16 protein-coding genes and 1 pseudogene are annotated in these 17,091 nt (G+C 60.8%); 11 read left to right on the top strand and 6 right to left on the bottom strand.

Annotated elements, in window-relative coordinates:
- Positions 1 to 121 precede the first annotated feature (121 nt).
- The 3 genes from NL123_RS27030 to NL123_RS27020 are packed head-to-tail and all read left to right on the top strand — an operon-like array spanning position 122 to position 5,623.
- Complete coding sequence (locus NL123_RS27030; RefSeq protein ID WP_248485968.1) at positions 122 to 1,342, top strand: TolC family protein; 1,221 nt, start codon at positions 122 to 124, stop codon at positions 1,340 to 1,342.
- A gap of 18 nt (positions 1,343 to 1,360) precedes the next feature.
- The gene (locus NL123_RS27025; protein WP_248485969.1) at positions 1,361 to 2,467 is read left to right on the top strand and encodes an efflux RND transporter periplasmic adaptor subunit; all 1,107 of its coding nucleotides are present in this window, start codon (positions 1,361 to 1,363) and stop codon (positions 2,465 to 2,467) included.
- An 18-nt stretch (positions 2,468 to 2,485) separates the two neighbouring features.
- Complete coding sequence (locus tag NL123_RS27020) at positions 2,486 to 5,623, top strand: CusA/CzcA family heavy metal efflux RND transporter (protein WP_494356694.1); 3,138 nt, start codon at positions 2,486 to 2,488, stop codon at positions 5,621 to 5,623.
- Here NL123_RS27020 and NL123_RS27015 read toward each other — a convergent pair.
- The 3 genes from NL123_RS27015 to NL123_RS27005 all read right to left on the bottom strand — a co-directional run bounded on the left by NL123_RS27015 (position 5,538) and on the right by NL123_RS27005 (position 9,318).
- Entirely contained in the window at positions 5,538 to 6,983 is a 1,446-nt protein-coding gene (locus tag NL123_RS27015; RefSeq protein WP_494356693.1) for a heavy metal sensor histidine kinase, read from the bottom strand. The genes NL123_RS27020 and NL123_RS27015 overlap by 86 nt on opposite strands.
- Complete coding sequence (locus tag NL123_RS27010) at positions 6,980 to 7,654, bottom strand: heavy metal response regulator transcription factor (protein WP_248485972.1); 675 nt, start codon at positions 7,652 to 7,654, stop codon at positions 6,980 to 6,982. The genes NL123_RS27015 and NL123_RS27010 overlap by 4 nt, the downstream gene beginning before the upstream one ends.
- A 344-nt stretch (positions 7,655 to 7,998) precedes the next feature.
- Positions 7,999 to 9,318: an OprD family porin gene (locus NL123_RS27005; protein WP_494356692.1), complete on the bottom strand. Its 1,320-nt coding sequence runs from the start codon at positions 9,316 to 9,318 to the stop codon at positions 7,999 to 8,001.
- 225 nt (positions 9,319 to 9,543) lie between these two features.
- Between NL123_RS27005 and NL123_RS27000 the strand changes: the two genes are divergently transcribed.
- The 4 genes and pseudogenes from NL123_RS27000 (at position 9,544) to NL123_RS26985 (ending at position 11,928) form a co-directional block, all read left to right on the top strand.
- Positions 9,544 to 9,876, top strand: a complete 333-nt coding sequence (locus NL123_RS27000) for a DUF2790 domain-containing protein (protein WP_494356691.1) — start codon at positions 9,544 to 9,546, stop codon at positions 9,874 to 9,876.
- 106 nt (positions 9,877 to 9,982) lie between these two features.
- A pseudogene (locus NL123_RS26995) lies at positions 9,983 to 10,711 on the top strand (PAS domain-containing protein); the annotation flags it as partial.
- A gap of 156 nt (positions 10,712 to 10,867) precedes the next feature.
- Positions 10,868 to 11,299 carry a methyl-accepting chemotaxis protein gene (locus NL123_RS26990; RefSeq protein ID WP_425274728.1) on the top strand — a complete coding sequence of 144 codons (432 nt, stop codon included), beginning with the start codon at positions 10,868 to 10,870 and terminating at the stop codon, positions 11,297 to 11,299.
- 53 nt (positions 11,300 to 11,352) lie between these two features.
- Positions 11,353 to 11,928 carry a flavin reductase family protein gene (locus NL123_RS26985; protein ID WP_494356690.1) on the top strand — a complete coding sequence of 192 codons (576 nt, stop codon included), beginning with the start codon at positions 11,353 to 11,355 and terminating at the stop codon, positions 11,926 to 11,928.
- A gap of 6 nt (positions 11,929 to 11,934) precedes the next feature.
- Here the strand turns inward: NL123_RS26985 and NL123_RS26980 are convergent, their stop codons facing one another.
- Entirely contained in the window at positions 11,935 to 12,744 is an 810-nt protein-coding gene (locus NL123_RS26980) for an AraC family transcriptional regulator (protein WP_248485979.1), read from the bottom strand.
- A gap of 198 nt (positions 12,745 to 12,942) precedes the next feature.
- Between NL123_RS26980 and NL123_RS26975 the strand changes: the two genes are divergently transcribed.
- Genes NL123_RS26975 through ddlA form a run of 4 tightly spaced genes read left to right on the top strand, consistent with a single transcriptional unit; the run spans position 12,943 to position 15,545 of the window.
- Positions 12,943 to 13,506, top strand: a complete 564-nt coding sequence (locus tag NL123_RS26975; RefSeq protein WP_248485980.1) for a DUF2975 domain-containing protein — start codon at positions 12,943 to 12,945, stop codon at positions 13,504 to 13,506.
- Positions 13,507 to 13,513: 7 nt separating this feature from the next.
- Positions 13,514 to 13,735: a helix-turn-helix domain-containing protein gene (locus tag NL123_RS26970; protein WP_248485981.1), complete on the top strand. Its 222-nt coding sequence runs from the start codon at positions 13,514 to 13,516 to the stop codon at positions 13,733 to 13,735.
- Positions 13,736 to 13,767: 32 nt separating this feature from the next.
- Entirely contained in the window at positions 13,768 to 14,406 is a 639-nt protein-coding gene (locus NL123_RS26965) for a LysE family transporter (protein WP_248485982.1), read from the top strand.
- 44 nt (positions 14,407 to 14,450) lie between these two features.
- Positions 14,451 to 15,545, top strand: coding sequence for a D-alanine--D-alanine ligase (gene ddlA, locus NL123_RS26960; protein WP_494356689.1), 1,095 nt, complete (start codon positions 14,451 to 14,453; stop codon positions 15,543 to 15,545).
- 27 nt (positions 15,546 to 15,572) lie between these two features.
- Here the strand turns inward: ddlA and NL123_RS26955 are convergent, their stop codons facing one another.
- Together NL123_RS26955 and pgeF are read right to left on the bottom strand one after the other, a co-directional pair.
- A complete protein-coding gene (locus NL123_RS26955) occupies positions 15,573 to 15,887 on the bottom strand; it encodes a helix-turn-helix domain-containing protein (protein WP_494356688.1) in 315 nt (104 codons plus the stop codon).
- A 472-nt stretch (positions 15,888 to 16,359) separates the two neighbouring features.
- Complete coding sequence (gene pgeF, locus NL123_RS26950; protein WP_494356687.1) at positions 16,360 to 17,085, bottom strand: peptidoglycan editing factor PgeF; 726 nt, start codon at positions 17,083 to 17,085, stop codon at positions 16,360 to 16,362.
- Positions 17,086 to 17,091 lie beyond the last annotated feature (6 nt).

Below are 17,091 nucleotides of genomic sequence, written 5' to 3'. Positions count from 1 at the left end.
CCGCCGAAATGCCCGCCGCAGAGCCATTGCTGTCGGATTTGTAATCTTTGCTCCACCGCCCTGATAAGTCGTGACCGCTACATTGCCCCGGCTAGTATTTCTTGGGCGTGGAACTCTCGTTATGGCAATTTCCGTTAGAAAACTCTTGGGGGCGGGGGCGTTGTGGCTGGTCGCTAGCGCTGCCCAGGCACAGACCCTCACCCTCAATTCAGCCCTGCAAACCGCCTTCGCCAATAACCCTGACCTAGCGGCCGCACAATGGGAAATCGACATCACCCAGGGCGGCCGCCAGCAGGCCGGTTTGATCCCCAACCCGGTGCTCTCCTGGGATGCCGAAGACACCCGTCGCAACTCTCGCACCACCTCCATCAAGCTCAGCCAGACCCTTGAACTGGGCGGCAAGCGTGGTGCGCGCATTGACGTGGCCAGCCGTGCCCAGGACGCCGCCGCCCTGACCTTGGAACAGCGCCGCAACACACTGCGCGCTGACGTCATCGACAACTACTACGGCGCGTTGCGTGCCCAGGAGCGCCTCGACCTGGCGCAGCGTTCCATGGCTGTGGCCGAGCGCGGCCTGGGCGTTGCCAATGGTCGCGTCGCGGCGGGCAAAGCGTCGCCGGTAGAGGCAACCCGTGCGCAGGTACAGCTATCGGAAATGCGCCTGGAATTGAACCGCGCACAGGTCGGCCTCACCGACGCCTATCGCCGCCTGGCCGCGAGTACTGGCAGTGCCGGCGCGGATTTCCAGGTCGTCGCCACACAGCCCCAATCCACACCGCCCCTGCCGCCGGTTGCGCAGTTGTTGACGCGCCTTGAGCAGACCACGGAACTGCGCCTGGCCGAACTGAACATCCTGCAAAACGAAGCCAGCGTCGGCCTGGAAAAAGCCCAACGCATTCCCGACCTCGATGTGTCCATCGGCAGCCAGTACGACGCTAGCGTGCGCGAGCGCGTGAACCTGGTGGGCGTATCGATGCCGATCCCGCTGTTCAACCGCAATCAGGGCAACGTGCTCGCCGCCACCCGCCGTGCCGATCAGGCCCGCGACCTGCGCAACGCCACCGAACTGCGCCTGCGCACCGAAACCCGCCAGGCGCTGGACCTGTGGCAAACCGCCAATACCGAAGTGCGCGCATTCAACCAGCAGATCCTGCCCGCCGCGCAAAGTGCAGTGGACAGCGCCACCCGTGGTTTCGAGATGGGCAAGTTCAGCTACCTCGACGTGCTCGATGCGCAGCGCACCCTGATCGCTGCGCGCAACCAGTACCTCACCGCCACCGCCCAGGCCACTGACGCCTGGGTGCGTATCGAACGGATCTACGGCGACCTCGCCCGGTTTTGATTGTCTTTGGAGTGTTTTATGAATAACCGACACGGCGTGGCACTTGCCGTCGCCCTGGGCCTGATGCTGTCCGGCCTTGCCAGGGCCGACGAGGAAGAAGGCGCCCTCGAACTCACCGAGCAGCAGATCCAGGCCGCCGGTATTCAACTGGCGCAAGCCCAACCCCGCACGATCAGCACGCTGCTGACATTGCCGGGCGAAGTGCGTTTCGACGAAGACCGCACCTCCCACATCATCCCGCGTGTGGCGGGCGTGGTGGAATCCGTCCAGGCCAACCTTGGCCAGTCGGTGAAGAAGGGCGAGCTATTGGCGGTAATTGCCAGCCAGCAGATCTCCGACCAGCGCAGTGAGCTGGCCGCCAGCGAGCGCCGGGTTGAGTTGGCGCGCACCACCTTCCAGCGCGAACGGCAGTTGTGGCAGGACAAGATCTCCGCCGAACAGGATTACCTGCTGGCGCGCCAGGCTTTGCAGGAAGCCGAGATTGCCCTCGACAACGCTCGCCAAAAGATGACTGCGTTGAGCGGCAGCGCTGTGCTGGTCGGCGGTAATCGCTACGAACTGCGCGCCCCGTTCGCAGGTGTCGTGGTGGAAAAACACCTGGGCGTCGGTGAAGTCGTCAGCGAGACCAGCAACGCTTTCACCCTCTCGGACCTGTCCCAGGTGTGGGTGACCTTCGGTGTGTTTCCCAAGGACTTGAACAAGGTCCGGGTCGGCAAACCGGTCACCGTCAGCTCCAGCGAAATGGGCACCCAAGTGCAGGGCACTGTGGCGTATGTCGGCAACCTGCTCGGTGAACAGACCCGCACGGCCACCGTGCGCATCAGTGTGCCCAACCCCGACGACGCCTGGCGCCCTGGGCTGTTTGTCAGCGTGCAATTGGCGACGGATTCCTACCAGGCCAAGGTCACCGTCCCGCAGGCCGCGATCCAGACCGTCGAGGACAAACCCTCGGTGTTCGTCCGCACCGCAGAGGGTTTTATCACCCGCCACCTGGAGCTCGGCGCCAGCGAAAACGGCTACGTCGAAGTGCGCCAGGGCCTCGACGCCGGGGCGCAGGTGGCCACGGTCGGTAGCTTCATCCTCAAGTCCGAACTGGGCAAAGGCTCGGCCGAGCACGCCCATTGATCCTGCGAGTGATTTCCCATGTTTGAGCGCCTTATCCAATTTGCCATCGAGCAGCGCATCATCGTGCTGCTGGCGGTGCTGTTGATGGCCGGTGTCGGCATCGCCAGCTACCAGAAATTGCCCATCGACGCGGTGCCCGACATCACCAACGTGCAGGTGCAGATCAACTCGGCGGCTGCCGGGTACTCGCCGCTGGAAACCGAACAGCGCATCACCTTTCCCATCGAAACTGCCATGGCCGGTTTGCCTGGCTTGCAGCAGACCCGCTCATTGTCGCGTTCCGGTTTGTCCCAGGTGACGGTGATCTTCAAGGACGGCACCGACCTGTTCTTCGCCCGCCAACTGGTCAACGAACGCCTGCAAGTGGCTCGCGAACAATTACCTTCCGGCATCGAAACTGTCATGGGGCCTATCTCCACCGGCCTCGGGGAAATTTTCCTATGGACCGTCGAGTCCGAGGACGGCGCCCGCAAAGAGGACGGCACGCCGTACACGCCCACCGACCTGCGGGTTATCCAGGACTGGATCATTAAGCCGCAACTGCGCAACGTGCCGGGCGTGGCCGAGATCAACACCATTGGTGGCTTCGCCAAGGAGTACCAGATTGCCCCTGACCCCAAGCGCCTGGCCGCCTATAACCTGACCCTGAATGACCTGGTCACGGCGCTGGAGCGCAATAACGCTAACGTCGGCGCCGGCTACATCGAGCGCAGCGGCGAGCAACTGCTGATCCGGGCGCCGGGGCAGTTGGCATCTATCGATGATATCGCCAACATTGTCATCACCAGCTCGGACGGCACGCCGATTCGCGTGCGCAATGTGGCCCAGGTCGAGATCGGCCGCGAACTGCGCACCGGCGCCGCCACTGAAAACGGCCGTGAAGTGGTACTGGGCACGGTGTTCATGTTGATCGGCGAAAACAGCCGCAGCGTGTCCCAGGCCGTGGCGAAAAAACTCGAAGAGATCAACCGCTCGCTGCCTAAGGGCGTAGTGGCGGTCACGGTCTACGACCGCACCAACCTGGTCGAAAAAGCCATCGCCACCGTGAAGAAGAACCTCTTCGAAGGTGCGCTGCTGGTGGTGGCGGTACTGTTCCTGTTCCTCGGCAATATCCGCGCTGCGCTGATCACCGCGATGGTGATTCCCCTGGCGATGCTGTTCACTTTTACCGGGATGTTCACCAACAAGGTCAGCGCCAACTTGATGAGCCTCGGCGCGCTGGACTTCGGCATTATCGTCGACGGCGCGGTGGTGATCGTCGAGAACGCCATCCGCCGCCTGGCCCACGCGCAACAGCGGCATGGTCGCCTGCTGACCCGCAGCGAACGCCTGCATGAAGTATTCGCGGCGGCGAAGGAAGCGCGGCGGGCGCTGATCTTCGGACAGCTGATCATTATGGTGGTGTACCTGCCGATCTTCGCCCTCACCGGGGTGGCCGGGAAGATGTTCCACCCGATGGCGTTTACCGTGGTGATCGCCCTGCTGGGCGCGATGATCCTATCGGTGACCTTCGTGCCGGCGGCGATTGCGTTGTTCGTCACCGGCAAGGTCAAGGAAGAAGAAAATATCGTCATGCGCAGTGCACGCCGAGTCTATGCACCGGTGCTGGACTGGGTGATGGCGCACCGATCGCTGGTGTTCAGCCTGGCCGTACTGACCATCGTCGCCTCCGGCGTTGTCGCCAGCCGCATGGGCAGCGAATTTATTCCCAGCCTCAGCGAAGGTGATTTCGCCCAGCAGGCCTTGCGTGTGCCCGGCACCAGCCTGACGCAATCGGTGCAGATGCAGCAGCAGTTGGAAAAAACCTTGATGGCCCAGGTGCCGGAAATCCAGCGAGTGTTTGCGCGCACCGGCACTGCGGAAATTGCTTCGGATCCGATGCCACCGAACATTTCTGACAGCTACGTGATGCTTAAACCCAAGGACCAATGGCCGGATCCCAAGAAGTCCCGGGAAACCCTGATCGCCGATATCCAACGTGCCAGTGCGATTGTGCCGGGCAGTGCGTACGAGTTGTCGCAACCGATCCAACTGCGCTTCAACGAACTGATTTCCGGCGTGCGCAGTGATGTGGCGGTGAAGGTGTTCGGCGATGACATGGACGTACTCAACGCCACCGCCGGAGAAATCGCCGAGGCCCTGAAGAAACTTGATGGTGCTTCGGAAGTGAAGGTTGAGCAGACCTCCGGCTTGCCGGTGCTGACCATCAATATCGACCGCGACAAGGCTGCGCGCTTTGGCCTGAATGCGGGCGATGTGCAGGACACCATTGCCGTCGCCGTGGGTGGGCGCCAGGCCGGTACGTTGTACGAAGGCGACCGTCGTTTCGACATGGTCGTGCGTTTGTCCGACGCTCTGCGTACCGATATCGACGGGTTGTCACGCCTGTTGATTCCGGTGCCGGGTAACGCGTCTGGCCAGTTGGGGTTTATCGCGTTGTCCCAGGTTGCCAGCCTGGACCTGGTGCTCGGCCCGAACCAGATCAGCCGCGAGAATGGCAAGCGCCTGGTGATCGTCAGCGCCAACGTGCGGGGGCGGGATATCGGTTCGTTTGTCGAGGAGGCCGAGGCTGCCTTGATCGCCCAGGTGAAAGTGCCGGCGGGCTATTGGACCACCTGGGGCGGCCAGTTCGAACAGTTGAAGGAAGCCTCCGAGCGCCTGCGCATCGTGGTGCCAGTGGCGTTGCTGCTGGTGTTCGGCCTGTTGTTCATGATGTTCAACAATCTGAAGGACGGCCTGCTGGTGTTCACCGGGATTCCGTTCGCCTTGACCGGTGGGATCATGGCGCTGTGGCTGCGGGATATTCCGCTGTCGATCTCGGCGGGCGTGGGCTTTATCGCCTTGTCCGGCGTGGCGGTGCTGAACGGCCTGGTGATGATCGCCTTTATCCGCAACCTGCGTGAGGAAGGGCGCTCATTGTCGATGGCGATCAACGAAGGCGCGCTAACCCGACTGCGCCCGGTGTTGATGACGGCGTTGGTGGCGTCCCTCGGGTTTATCCCCATGGCGCTTGCCACCGGCACCGGCGCCGAAGTGCAGCGGCCCTTGGCGACGGTGGTGATCGGCGGGATCATTTCCTCAACATTGCTGACCCTGCTGGTGCTGCCGGCCCTGTATCAGTGGGCGCATCGCAAGGAAGAGGAAACACCAGGCTGAACCGTGTGAACCGGCCCGGCTGGCTGCTGACCTCGGCGTGCCCCTGATGCAGGTGCATGATCGACTGCACAATCGCCAGGCCGAGGCCGGTGCCGCCTTCGGCGCGGGTACGGCTGCTGTCGGCGCGGTAGAAACGTTCGAACAGGTGGGGCAAGTGATGGGCCTCGATACCGCGCCCTGGGTTGCCGACCGACAGCGACACGTTCTGGTCGTAGCTTTCTACCAGCAGCAACACGCTGGAGTCGCAGGGGGTGTGGCGAATGGCATTGGACAGCAGGTTTGAAATGGCGCGCTGGATCATCAAGCGGTCCCCGGTCACCCAGGCATCACCGCGCAGGCTCAGGGTCACGTGCTTGTCTTCGGCGCTGAGGGCGAACAGTTCCATCACCCGTTGCGCTTCCTCGGCCAACCACACCGGGGCAAATTCGGCCCGTGCCGCCGGGTGACTGACCTGGGCCAGGAACAACATGTCGGACACGATCCGCGACAGACGCTCCATTTCTTCGGTGCAGGATTCCAGGCTGGCCTTGTACTCCGCCGAGGGCCGCTCGCGGGACAGGGTCACCTGGGCCTTGCCCATCAGGTTGGTCAGCGGGGCGCGCAGTTCGTGGGCCAGATCGTCGGAGAACTGCGACAGCTGCTGCACCCCGGCGTCCAGGCGATGCAGCATGAAATTGATGCCCTGGGCCAGTTCGCCGAGTTCCTTGGGCAGGTTGTCCAGAGCCAGGCGATGGGTCAGGTCCTGGGTGCTGACCTTGGCCGCCACCCGGCTGAACTGCTGCAAGGGCGCAAGCCCGCGTTGCACCAGCCACCAGGCGCCCATGCCGATCAGGATCAGCAGCATCGGCAGGGCGATCACCGTGGAGCGTAGGTAGGCACTGAGCAGCGCTTCATCATCGGAACGGTCCAGCGACAGCAGCACGCGTACGTACTCGCCCCCTTGCAAGGGCATCAGGCGCGTAGCGCTGAGAATACGATTGCCCTGGCCATCGACCCAGTTCAGATAGGCCAGGTTTTTGCCGGTGGGCACATCGAGCAACAGCGGTTGCTGGGGCTTGGCGCCGACGCTGAGGAGTACCGGTGCATCGGGCCGTGCGCCGATGATGGTCAGGTAGATGTTGTCGTGGCCCATCACCAGGTCCAGCAGTGAATGGGGGCGGTTGGTGATGCGGTGTTCATCGAGGCCCTGGCCGAGGGTATGGGCCAGTTGCTCCATTTTGTTTTCCAGGCCCTTGCGTGCGAGCTTGTCCAACTCGTGGGTCAGGGCCAGGTACGCCAGGGTTGCCAGCAGCACTACCAACCCGGCGCCCATCAGGCTGACGGTCAACCCCAGGCGCATCGACAGGCTGCTGGTCTTCATGGTCGCGCCTCCAGCACATAACCCACGCCGCGAATGGTGTGGATCAACTTCACCTCGCTCTGGTCATCGACCTTGGCCCGCAGGCGGCTGATGGAGACCTCCACCACATTGGTGTCGCAGTCGAAGTTCATGTCCCACACCAGCGAGATGATCTGCGTGCGGGTCATCACCTCGCCGTTCTGGCGCATCAGCACGTGCAACAGGGCGAACTCCTTGGTGGTCAGGTCGATCCGGCGGTTGCCGCGGTAGGCGCGATGCCGGCGCGGGTCCAGTTCCAGGTCCGAGACGCGCAGCACGTCCGGCACCGGGATGTGCTCGCTGCGCCGCAGCAAGGTGCGCACGCGGGCGAGCAGTTCGGGAAACTCGAAGGGTTTGACGAGGTAATCATCGGCGCCCATGTCCAGACCCTTGATCTTGTCGGCCAGCCGGCCGCGCGCGGTCAGCATCATCACGCGCTGGTTGCCGTCGCGGCGCAGTTGCTCCAGCACTTCCCAACCGTCGGTGTTGGGCAGGTTCACATCAAGGATCACCAATTCGTAGCTGTGCTGCCGGGCCAGGTGCAGGCCATCGATGCCGCTGGCGGCGCAGTCGACGACATAACCGCTTTCGGTCAGGCCTTGCTGCAGGTAGTCGGCGGTTTTTTGCTCGTCCTCAACCACAAGGATACGCATGGGGAGTTACCTTCATAGAAAACGAAAAGGGGCATGGCCTCATGGCGAGGCGGGGGAGGCTGTAGGAAAACTCTGAACCGTGAAGTAGCTTTAGGGTCAAGCCATGTCAGGCAGGTGCGACGATTCGTCACTGCGCCTGCACACAAAAAAAACGCCCCGAGCGGGGCGCAAAAATTCATCTCTGTTCCAAAGGAGCTACACAAAAGCCGCAGAGATGAGATGTGTTGGGTGTGCAGTGTAGAAAGTGCAACTTAACAAGAGAGTGAGACGAATATTACAGTTCTGACAGACTTCAACCTGTGAAGAGATGTAGCGCATCGGCAAGTGAATGTAATTGGCCTCCCTTAAAGCACTGCAATTGGAGACTCGATAATCAGCCTAACTTCTTCCAAGTCCGACTCGAATGCACTTGAGCGCACGGTTGCCTGGCGCAGTCGCAGTGATAAGTCTTTCAAGTTTCCACTTTGCACCACGTATTTGGCCTCGATATCCCGCTCCCAGCGGCGTTGATCGGTCAGTGGGGTGCCAGCTGCATCGCGACGCATGTACACCGCGTTGGCGTTGCTGTAGTCGGCGCCGGTGCCTTTGCCGTAGCGAGTCATGAACGACAGGCCGGGGATGCCGAATGCCTGCATGTCCAGGTCGTAGCGCACCATCCACGAGCGCTCCTTGGGCGAGTTGAAGTCGCTGTACTGGATCGAGTTGTTGAGGAAGATCGAGTCTGACTGGCGCAGGTAGTCGAAGTCGTCATCGCCGTTGTTGCGCTGGTGGGACAGGGCCAGGCTGTGGGCGCCGACCTTCACCCCGAGCCTGGCGCTCCAGATGTTGTTATCGAATTCACCGAGCTTTTTCTGGCCTTCGTCCACCGCCTTGTAATAGTTGACGTCGCCGAACAGCGAGACTTCTTCAGCCAGCGGATAGCTGGCGGCGCTGCCGACGTAGTATTGGTCCCAGGCGTCTTTCAAGCGGCTGCTGTAGAGGCTGACGCTGAGGTGTTGGTTGACGGTGTAATCACCGCCGAAATAGCCGATCCACGGTGAGTCGACGGGCCCGGCGTAGAAGGTCGCGAAGCCTTTGTTCATGCCGCTTTCGCTCGGTTGGCTCATGCCGTTCAAGCGCCCGCCTTGCAGGGTCAGGCCCTCGAGGCTGGTATTTTGTGCGGTCACGCCACGAAAGCTTTCCGGCAACACGCGTGAATCGCCGTAGGCCACGACCGGCGTCAGCGGGAATACGTCGCCGGCCTTGATGACGGTATCCAGCACGCGCAGTTTCGCGGCACCGCCGACTTTACTGTAGGTGTCCTCGGGGTGGTTTTCGCCGTCCACCGGCAGCACGCCGAAGGAGCCTTTGCCGCCGCTGCGGCCGGTGCCCGAGTCCAGCTTTATGCCGACCATGGTGAATGCATCCACGCCAAAGCCCACGGTGCCCTGGGTAAAGCCGGATTCGAAGCGGCCGATCAAGCCCTGCGCCCAGGCCTCTGAATAGCCATTGCCGGTGGGGCTGGACTGGCCTTTGCGATCATCGCGGTTGAAGTAGAAATTTCGCGCCAGCACATTGAAGCGGCTGCCTTCGACAAAGCCCTCGGGCGGGTCTTCTACCGCCACGGCGGTCAGCGGGAACGCGGCGCACAGTGAAAGGGGAAGGCTGTAATAACGGATACGCATGGTTCGCTCCTGGGTGTTGGCAGTTTCAGCTTCTTATAAGAGTGGGCGTTCTTATTGATCTGGCCCGGGCTGATAGTTGCAAACCACAGATAACGAAGAAGTGGCGCGAAGATTACAATTCTGGAAGCTCACACTTATCTAACAGATAAGTAATGTTCTGGTGAAGATTGCGTCAGGGTCAGTTGGTTAGTCTGCGCACTGAATCTTTCAGTCGAGGAACTAATCATGAAACTTTATAAAGTCGCGCTGGGTGTTTTAACTGCAGTCTTGTCGTTCGGTGTGTTGGCTGAAGGTGGGGGGGACCGTACGTTCGCACTGATGATGGAGCGTAATGAGAAAGCCATGGCTGACTACGCCGCCAAAAAGGGCAAGCCGGCGCCCGAGGTGCAGGCCTATCGCTATGGCATGAAGCTGGACATCGCCACGGTGGTCAACGTCACGCCGCCGATCCGCTCGTGCAACCCGGTGCCGTCGCGCATGACCTATGAAGACTCCAGCGGCAAGCTCAATACCCTTGAGTATCAAGTGATGGGCGTGTGCCGAAATAACGGTGGCTGATGGATCCAAAAAAATAGTTGGGCCAGGGCCGGAAGACCGCTTAAGAAAATGCCGGCAGCGCCGATGCAGGTCAGATTCCTCTCCGTCATTTGATCATCGGTGCCCCATGTTCAACACCCGTTTGAAGCAGGAGCTGTCGGCTCTTCGCGAAGAATTGTCCAGCTTGAATCAGGTCAAGGAGAGCCTGGAAAGTGAAATGCTGTGCCTGACGCTGGACGCCGAAGGCCGGGTGGAATGGGCCAACGCCAACTTCCTGCAGGAGTTGGCTTACCAGAGTGGCCAACTGCTGGGGCGCGCGATCGAAGACCTGGAGCCGGCCCACGTGCGCAGGGATGAGTTCCAGCAACGCTTCAAGAACGCCCTGGTGCGCGGCGAGCATTTCGCCGGCACCGTGCGCCTGATGCGGGGCAATGGCCAGGAAGCCTGGCTGCGCTCGATTGTGCAGCCGGTGCGCAGTTCCGATGGGCGCATCAAGCATTTTTCGATCTATTCCAGCGACCTCACCCGCACCATCGAAGCCTCCCGTGAGCATGAAAACCTCATGAACGCGCTGGTGCGCTCTACCGCCGTGATCGAGTTCGACCTCGGTGGCCACGTGCTGACGGCCAATGACCGTTTCCTTGGAGGCATGGGTTACAGCCTGGCGCAGATTCAGGGCAAGCATCACCGGATATTCTGCGAGCCGGAGGAATACAACAGCACCGAGTACCAGGACTTCTGGAAGCGCTTGAACGCCGGTGAGTTCGTTGCGGCCCGCTTCAAACGGGTCGACAGCCATGGCCGTGTGGTGTGGCTGGAAGCCACCTATAACCCGGTGCTGGACGCCAATGACCGGTTGTACAAAGTGGTCAAGTTCGCCACGGTCATCACCGATCAGGTCAACCAGGAGCAGGCGGTCGCGGAAGCGGCGAACATTGCCTACAGCACCTCGCTGCAAACCGACAACAGCGCCCAGCGTGGCACCACCGTGGTCACTCAGGCGGTGGATGTGATGCGCGACCTGGCCAAGCACATGCAACAGGCCGGTGACGGCATCGAGGCGCTGAACGCCCAGTCCCAGGTGATCGGCACCATCGTCAAGACCATCAGCGGGATTGCCGAACAGACCAACCTGCTGGCGCTCAACGCCGCCATCGAAGCCGCGCGTGCCGGCGAACAGGGCCGTGGTTTTGCGGTAGTCGCCGATGAAGTACGGCAGTTGGCCTCGCGCACTAGCAAGGCCACCGAGGAGATTGTCGGCGTGGTGCGTCAGAACCAGGACATGGCCCGCGATGCGGTTGCCCTGATGACCGACGGTCGCCTGCAAGCCGAACAAGGCCTGGCGCTGGCTGCCGAAGCGGGCACGGTGATCGTGGAAATCCAGGACGGTGCGCAGAAGGTGGTCAGCGCGGTGGGGCAGTTCGCCAACCAACTGTCGAGTTGAGCGTAGGGCTTCAGGTATCGTAGGGGCTTTCTGGTATGAAGAGTCGACTGTCCATGAGCCCTACCCACCGTCGCCCCGTCCCTCTGTCCAAGGCCTACCGCTTGCTCAACCATGGCCCTACGGTGCTGGTGAGCGCTGCCCACAACGGCCAGCGCAATATCATGGCAGCGGCCTGGGCCATGCCGCTGGATTTCGAACCGCCGAAAGTGGCGGTGGTGCTGGACAAGGCCACCTGGACCCGCCAACTGCTGGAAGGCGCCGGCACGTTTGTGCTGCAGGTGCCTTGCGTGGCGCAGGCCGATCTGGTGCAAACCGTCGGTAACGTCACCGGTGCCGACACCGACAAGTTTGCCGCTTACGGCCTGCAAACATTCAATGGCGAATACACTCAGGCTCCGCTGCTGGAAGGCTGTGTGGCCTGGCTGGAATGTCGTCTGTTGCCCGAGCCGCATAATCAGCAGACCTACGACCTGTTCCTCGGCGAAGTGGTCGCGGCCTATGCCGAAGAGCGTGTATTCAGCGACGGCCGCTGGCACTTCGAAGGGCATGATCAACTGCGCACCTTGCACCATGTGGCGGGCGGGCATTTTCTCAGCATCGGCCAGCCGATTGATGGGCACGCGCTCTAAGCCTTGTCAGCGCCCGAGCATCTTCACCCAGCGCGACGGCGGCATGCCGTAGGTGCTGCGAAATTGCCGGGTCATGTGGCTCTGGTCGGTGAAGCCGGCCATCATCGCCGCGTCCACCAGCGATTGGCCCTGGGCCAGCAGGCTGCGCACCAGGTCCAGGCGGCGCATGGTCAGGTAGCGATAGGGGCTGGTGCCGAACAGCAGGCGAAAATCCCGCGACAAGGCCCAGCGATCGCGACCGGCGTGGTCGGCCATTTCATCCAGGGTGATGCTGCGGCCCAGGGCACTGTGGATAAATTCGCGGGCGCGCTCGGCGGCCACGTAGTCGAAGGTCTTGCGGCTGATGATCCCGCCCGAGACGTTGTTCAGCGCGTGGGCCAGGTCGAACAGGGCGTCCTGTTCCTGCAATGGGTCGATGGGGTTGTCGAGGTTCTGCAGCAACACCTCACTGGCGCGGAACAGCCTGGGATCGGTGGACAGGCCGCCCGCGATAAACGGCAATGGCTTGCCGCCGAGGATCTGCTGGATCAGCGAGGGCTCGACGTAAATCATCCGGTATTTGAAGCCCTCTTCGCTGCCGGCGTGGCCGTCGTGGGTTTCATCGGGGTGAAGCACCATGGTGGTGCCGGGCACACTGTGGATCATGTCGCCGCGATAGTGAAAGCTCTGCACGCCTGTCAACGTACGCCCGATGGCGTAAGTGTCGTGGCGATGCGGGTCGAAGGCGAAGCCGGCAAAGTATGCCTCGATGCGATCCAGGCCACTGGCATGGGGCGCGCGGTGCAGCCAGTCGAGGGTGGCGGTGGGTTTGCCCATGGTGAGGGGTCACAAAAAAGAGAGGGAAATACGTTAACCCAGTCTGCATCCCTTGTCTGCCGGGGTCTTGTACGATTGTGCGAGTGGAGTAGGCAACGCTCGACTGTATTATTTTTGTATTGTTTTATGAGTAATTATTATTGTTTTACGATAATTTTTTCGCTATCTTGCCTCGACATTCCTTTCGAGAGGCATTTTATGAACACCCACCGTCTTGCCCAACTCAGCCAGCGTATGTCGACGATCACACTCCTGTTGATCATCACCATGCTCGTGCTCAATGCTGCTGTCTGGCTGTTTCCGGTGTTGAGTTCCTCTGCTGATGGACTCGGGTTTGGCTTCGCTCTGAGCGATCGTCAGATTCAAGGGCGCGTCGAGCGGGTGGCCTTGTTCCCCTTGTGGCAGGTTCTGGGCGCAATCGTACTGTCCAGCGTCCCCCTGATGGCACTGGCGTGTGGCTTGAATCACCTGCGCAAGCTGTTTCAGAACTATGCGCGCGGCGAGTATTTCTCCAGTTCGGCAGCGTTGCATTTGGGCAAGGTCGGCAAAGCGGTGGCAATTTGGGTCTTGCTGGATTTTTTATGTGAACCGCTGCTGAGTGTCTGGGTGACGATGAACGAGCCAGTCGGCCAGCGAATGATCAGCCTGAGTGTGACGGCCCCCAGCTTTGTGGCATTGTTCCTGGCAGCCTGTATCGCGGTCATTGCGCGTATCCTGTGGCAGGCCAATGAAGTGGATTCTGAAAACCGCACGTTTGTATGAGATTCAAATGCCCATCGTGATTGAGCTGGACGTTATGCTTGCCCGACGCAAGGTCAAATCCAAGGACCTGGCGGCGGCTATCGGAATTACCGAACAGAACCTGTCATTGCTTAAACAAGGCAAGGTCAAGGGCGTAAGGCTGGGGACTCTGGATGCTATCTGCGCCTACCTGGATTGCCAACCGGGTGACTTGCTTGTGCATATTCCCGCGCCTGCTGACGACCAGTAGCCGCTTATCAACATCGCAAGAGGGACCGTCCGATGCTGTTCTCCAACCTGCCGTACGCCGCGCCGTTACTGTCATTGGCGTTGCTCTGGACCGTTGCGGTAGTGACGCCCGGCCCCAACTTTTTCAACACGGCGCAACTGGCCGCCAGTTGTTCGCGCCGCCATGGTGTGGTGGCATCAGCCGGAGTGGCCACGGGTACGATCATGTGGGGCCTGGCGGGTGGCCTGGGCATCAAGTCGCTGTTTACGGCGGCACCGATGCTGTACCTGGCGTTCAAGATCATCGGCGGCTGCTACCTGATCTACCTCGGGTTGAAACTGTTCAAGCGCTCTTCACCGAGCATGAGCCAGAACGTGCTGCCGGACGAAGCCCGGCGTTCGCTGTTTTCCGCGTGGCGCCTGGGGTTGCTGGGTAATTTGTCCAACCCCAAGGCCGCCTTGTTTGTTGCCACCATCTTCGCGTCAACCATGCCGCCCTCGCCGTCGCCGATGTTGCTGACCCTGGCGGTGATCACCATGGCCACCTTGTCGTTCAGTTGGTATTCCAGCGTCGCCCTGGTGTTTTCCAGCGAACGCATGGCCACGCTCTACAGCCGATCGCGCAAGTGGCTCGACCGCTTTGCCGGCGGTTGCTACGTGTTGTTCGGTGCACATCTGGTAGCGAATCGCTGACGGCCCGTGGTAAGAAGCCTTACGTTCAACAGTGAGGTCGGGTCATGGGCAAGGTGCGGGTAGGTATTATTTTTGGTGGCCGTTCGGCAGAGCACGAAGTGTCGTTGCAGTCGGCGCGCAATATCGTCGATGCGCTCGACCGCTCGCGCTTCGAGCCGGTGTTGATCGGTATCGACAAGGCCGGCCATTGGCACCTCAACGACACCTCGAACTTCCTGCTCAACCAGGAAAACCCGGCCTTGATCGCCCTCAACCAGTCCAACCGCGAGCTGGCGGTGGTGCCTGGCAAGGCCAGCCAGCAACTGGTGGAGACCTCGGGCACTGGCTTGCTGGAACATGTCGATGTGATCTTCCCCATTGTCCACGGCACCCTCGGCGAAGACGGCTGCCTGCAAGGCCTTTTGCGTATGGCCGACCTGCCTTTCGTGGGTTCCGACGTGCTCGGCTCGGCGGTGTGCATGGACAAAGACATCAGCAAGCGCCTGCTGCGCGATGCCGGGATTGCCGTCACGCCATTCATCACCCTGACCCGCAGCACTGCCGCGCGTACCGCCTTTGATACGGCAGTGAGCAAACTCGGCCTGCCGATGTTCGTCAAACCCGCCAACCAGGGCTCATCGGTGGGCGTGAGCAAAGTCGGCGACGAAGCCGAGTACCATGCAGCTGTCGAACTGGCTCTGGGTTTCGATGAAAAAGTACTGGTCGAATCGGCTGTAAAAGGCCGCGAAATCGAATGCGCCGTGCTGGGCAATGAACACCCCATCGCCAGCGGTTGCGGCGAGATTGTGGTGAGCAGCGGTTTCTATTCCTACGACAGCAAGTACATCGACGCCCAGGCCGCCCAGGTGGTGGTGCCCGCCGATATCAGCCATGACGCCAGCGAGCGTATTCGTCGGTTGGCCATCGAGGCCTTCGAGGTGCTGGGCTGTTCCGGCCTGGCGCGGGTCGATGTGTTTCTCACCGATGATGACGAAGTGCTGATCAACGAAATCAACTCACTGCCCGGCTTCACCCGCATCAGCATGTACCCCAAGCTGTGGCAGGCCGCGGGGATGAGCTACAGCGAGCTGGTGAGCCGCTTGATCGAGCTGGCGCTGGAGCGGCATGCAGGGCGCAAGGGGTTGAAGATCAGTCGGTAGTCGTTCATCAGTGGCTCAGTAACGCCATTACGCGTTACTGAGGACTTCCCGAAAGACGTCCGGTCTGATTGCAGCGATATGCAGCAAGGAGCGTGCTGCGCCAGAAGGGGAGCGACGCCCTTGCTCCCACTCTTGAAGGGTTCTTACCGAAACGCCCAGAAGCTCAGCAAATTTGGGTTGCGACAACCCGGTCTTGCTTCTTGCTTCGGCGGCTTGAGTGATTTCGACCTGGTTCACCGAGCCGTATCGTCCCGCTTTAACATCCTGAACAGCGGCCAGGAACTCTTCGCCGATGTTGCGTTTGGCATCCCGTTCTTTCAGCTGTTTCTCAGTGAGTGGCATGGTTCATTTCCTTCGCGATTTTGTACAGGGTGTGCGCTGGAATACTGTCGGTTGCGCCCTTGCCATATATCAGTAGCGCTACCAGGGCCCCGCAAGCCAGTTGTGTGGTGTAGATGATTCGTACCGATCCACTTTTGCCTCGACCTTCCAGGCTCCAGCGTATTTTTCGGCATCCACCTGAGCCGGGTACAACGGTCCCTGCTTCAGGATGACTGGCTAGAAAAGCCATGAAAATGCCTCTTTCCTCTTCGGTCCAATAGTCAGGCCATAACCTGCTGAACAGAGGGGATTCTATTATCGTTAACACACGGAATTCTACGTCTTTGACGTAGCCTCTGGCAAGAACGGGCGGGCCAGAAAATCGCAGGATAACGGGTACTGCTCAAGGTGCGTTTTATCGCAAAAAATGACATGGCACTTTGCGTATCGGCGATATGAGCAGGGCCTGGGACCGTGTTTGGTAAGCTTTCTCTCACCGTTGCGTACGAGCAATCCACGAATAAATCAGTGTCTTTACTTCCTCCGGGTGATGCGTCCTGCGGCGGTAGCTGGCAAAGGTGGGGGAGGTGCAGTAAGTGCACACCTCACTCACCTCGATTTGTTCACGCCGGATGCCGGCCGCTTGCAGCAGCATCACCCCATACCGGCTCAAGTCAAACCACGCGCTGCCCATTTGCCGCGCATGGGGCGGTGCAATTTCAGGGGGCAACAACGGCACCGGCTGCACAGGGCTCCACGGCGCCCGCCCGGTTGACCACACGTGCCCCTGGTCAGCCTGGAACTGCGCAACAAACCCCTCGCTCACCTCATAGCAGCACGGTTTGATCGACGGTCCGATCGCCACGCGCAACTGGTCGACTGCAATTCCTTCGTCGGTAAAGCGCGTGATTGCATTGGCGATGATCCCGCTTTGCAGCCCCTTCCATCCACCATGCACCGCAGCGACCTTTTCGCCGTTTTGCGCGGCAATGAGAAGGGGCAGGCAGTCAGCGGTGATCACCGCGATGGGCTGATGCTCACCTGTGCACACCCCGTCCGCCTCAACGGTATTGGGTACCTGGTCGGCTTGCCACTCGATCACCGAGGCGCTATGCACCTGCTTGCAGATAAACACCTCTGCCGGGCGCAGCGGATCGTTGATCGAACAAAAACCATGATCGACGCCAGGAATGGCGCCGAGATTATCGGCCTGATGCACGCGTGT

This window comes from Pseudomonas sp. FBCC-B1565, from assembly GCF_059133265.1.
Note: the sequence above shows the minus strand (reverse complement) of the source record. Positions and strands in the feature narration are given on the sequence as shown.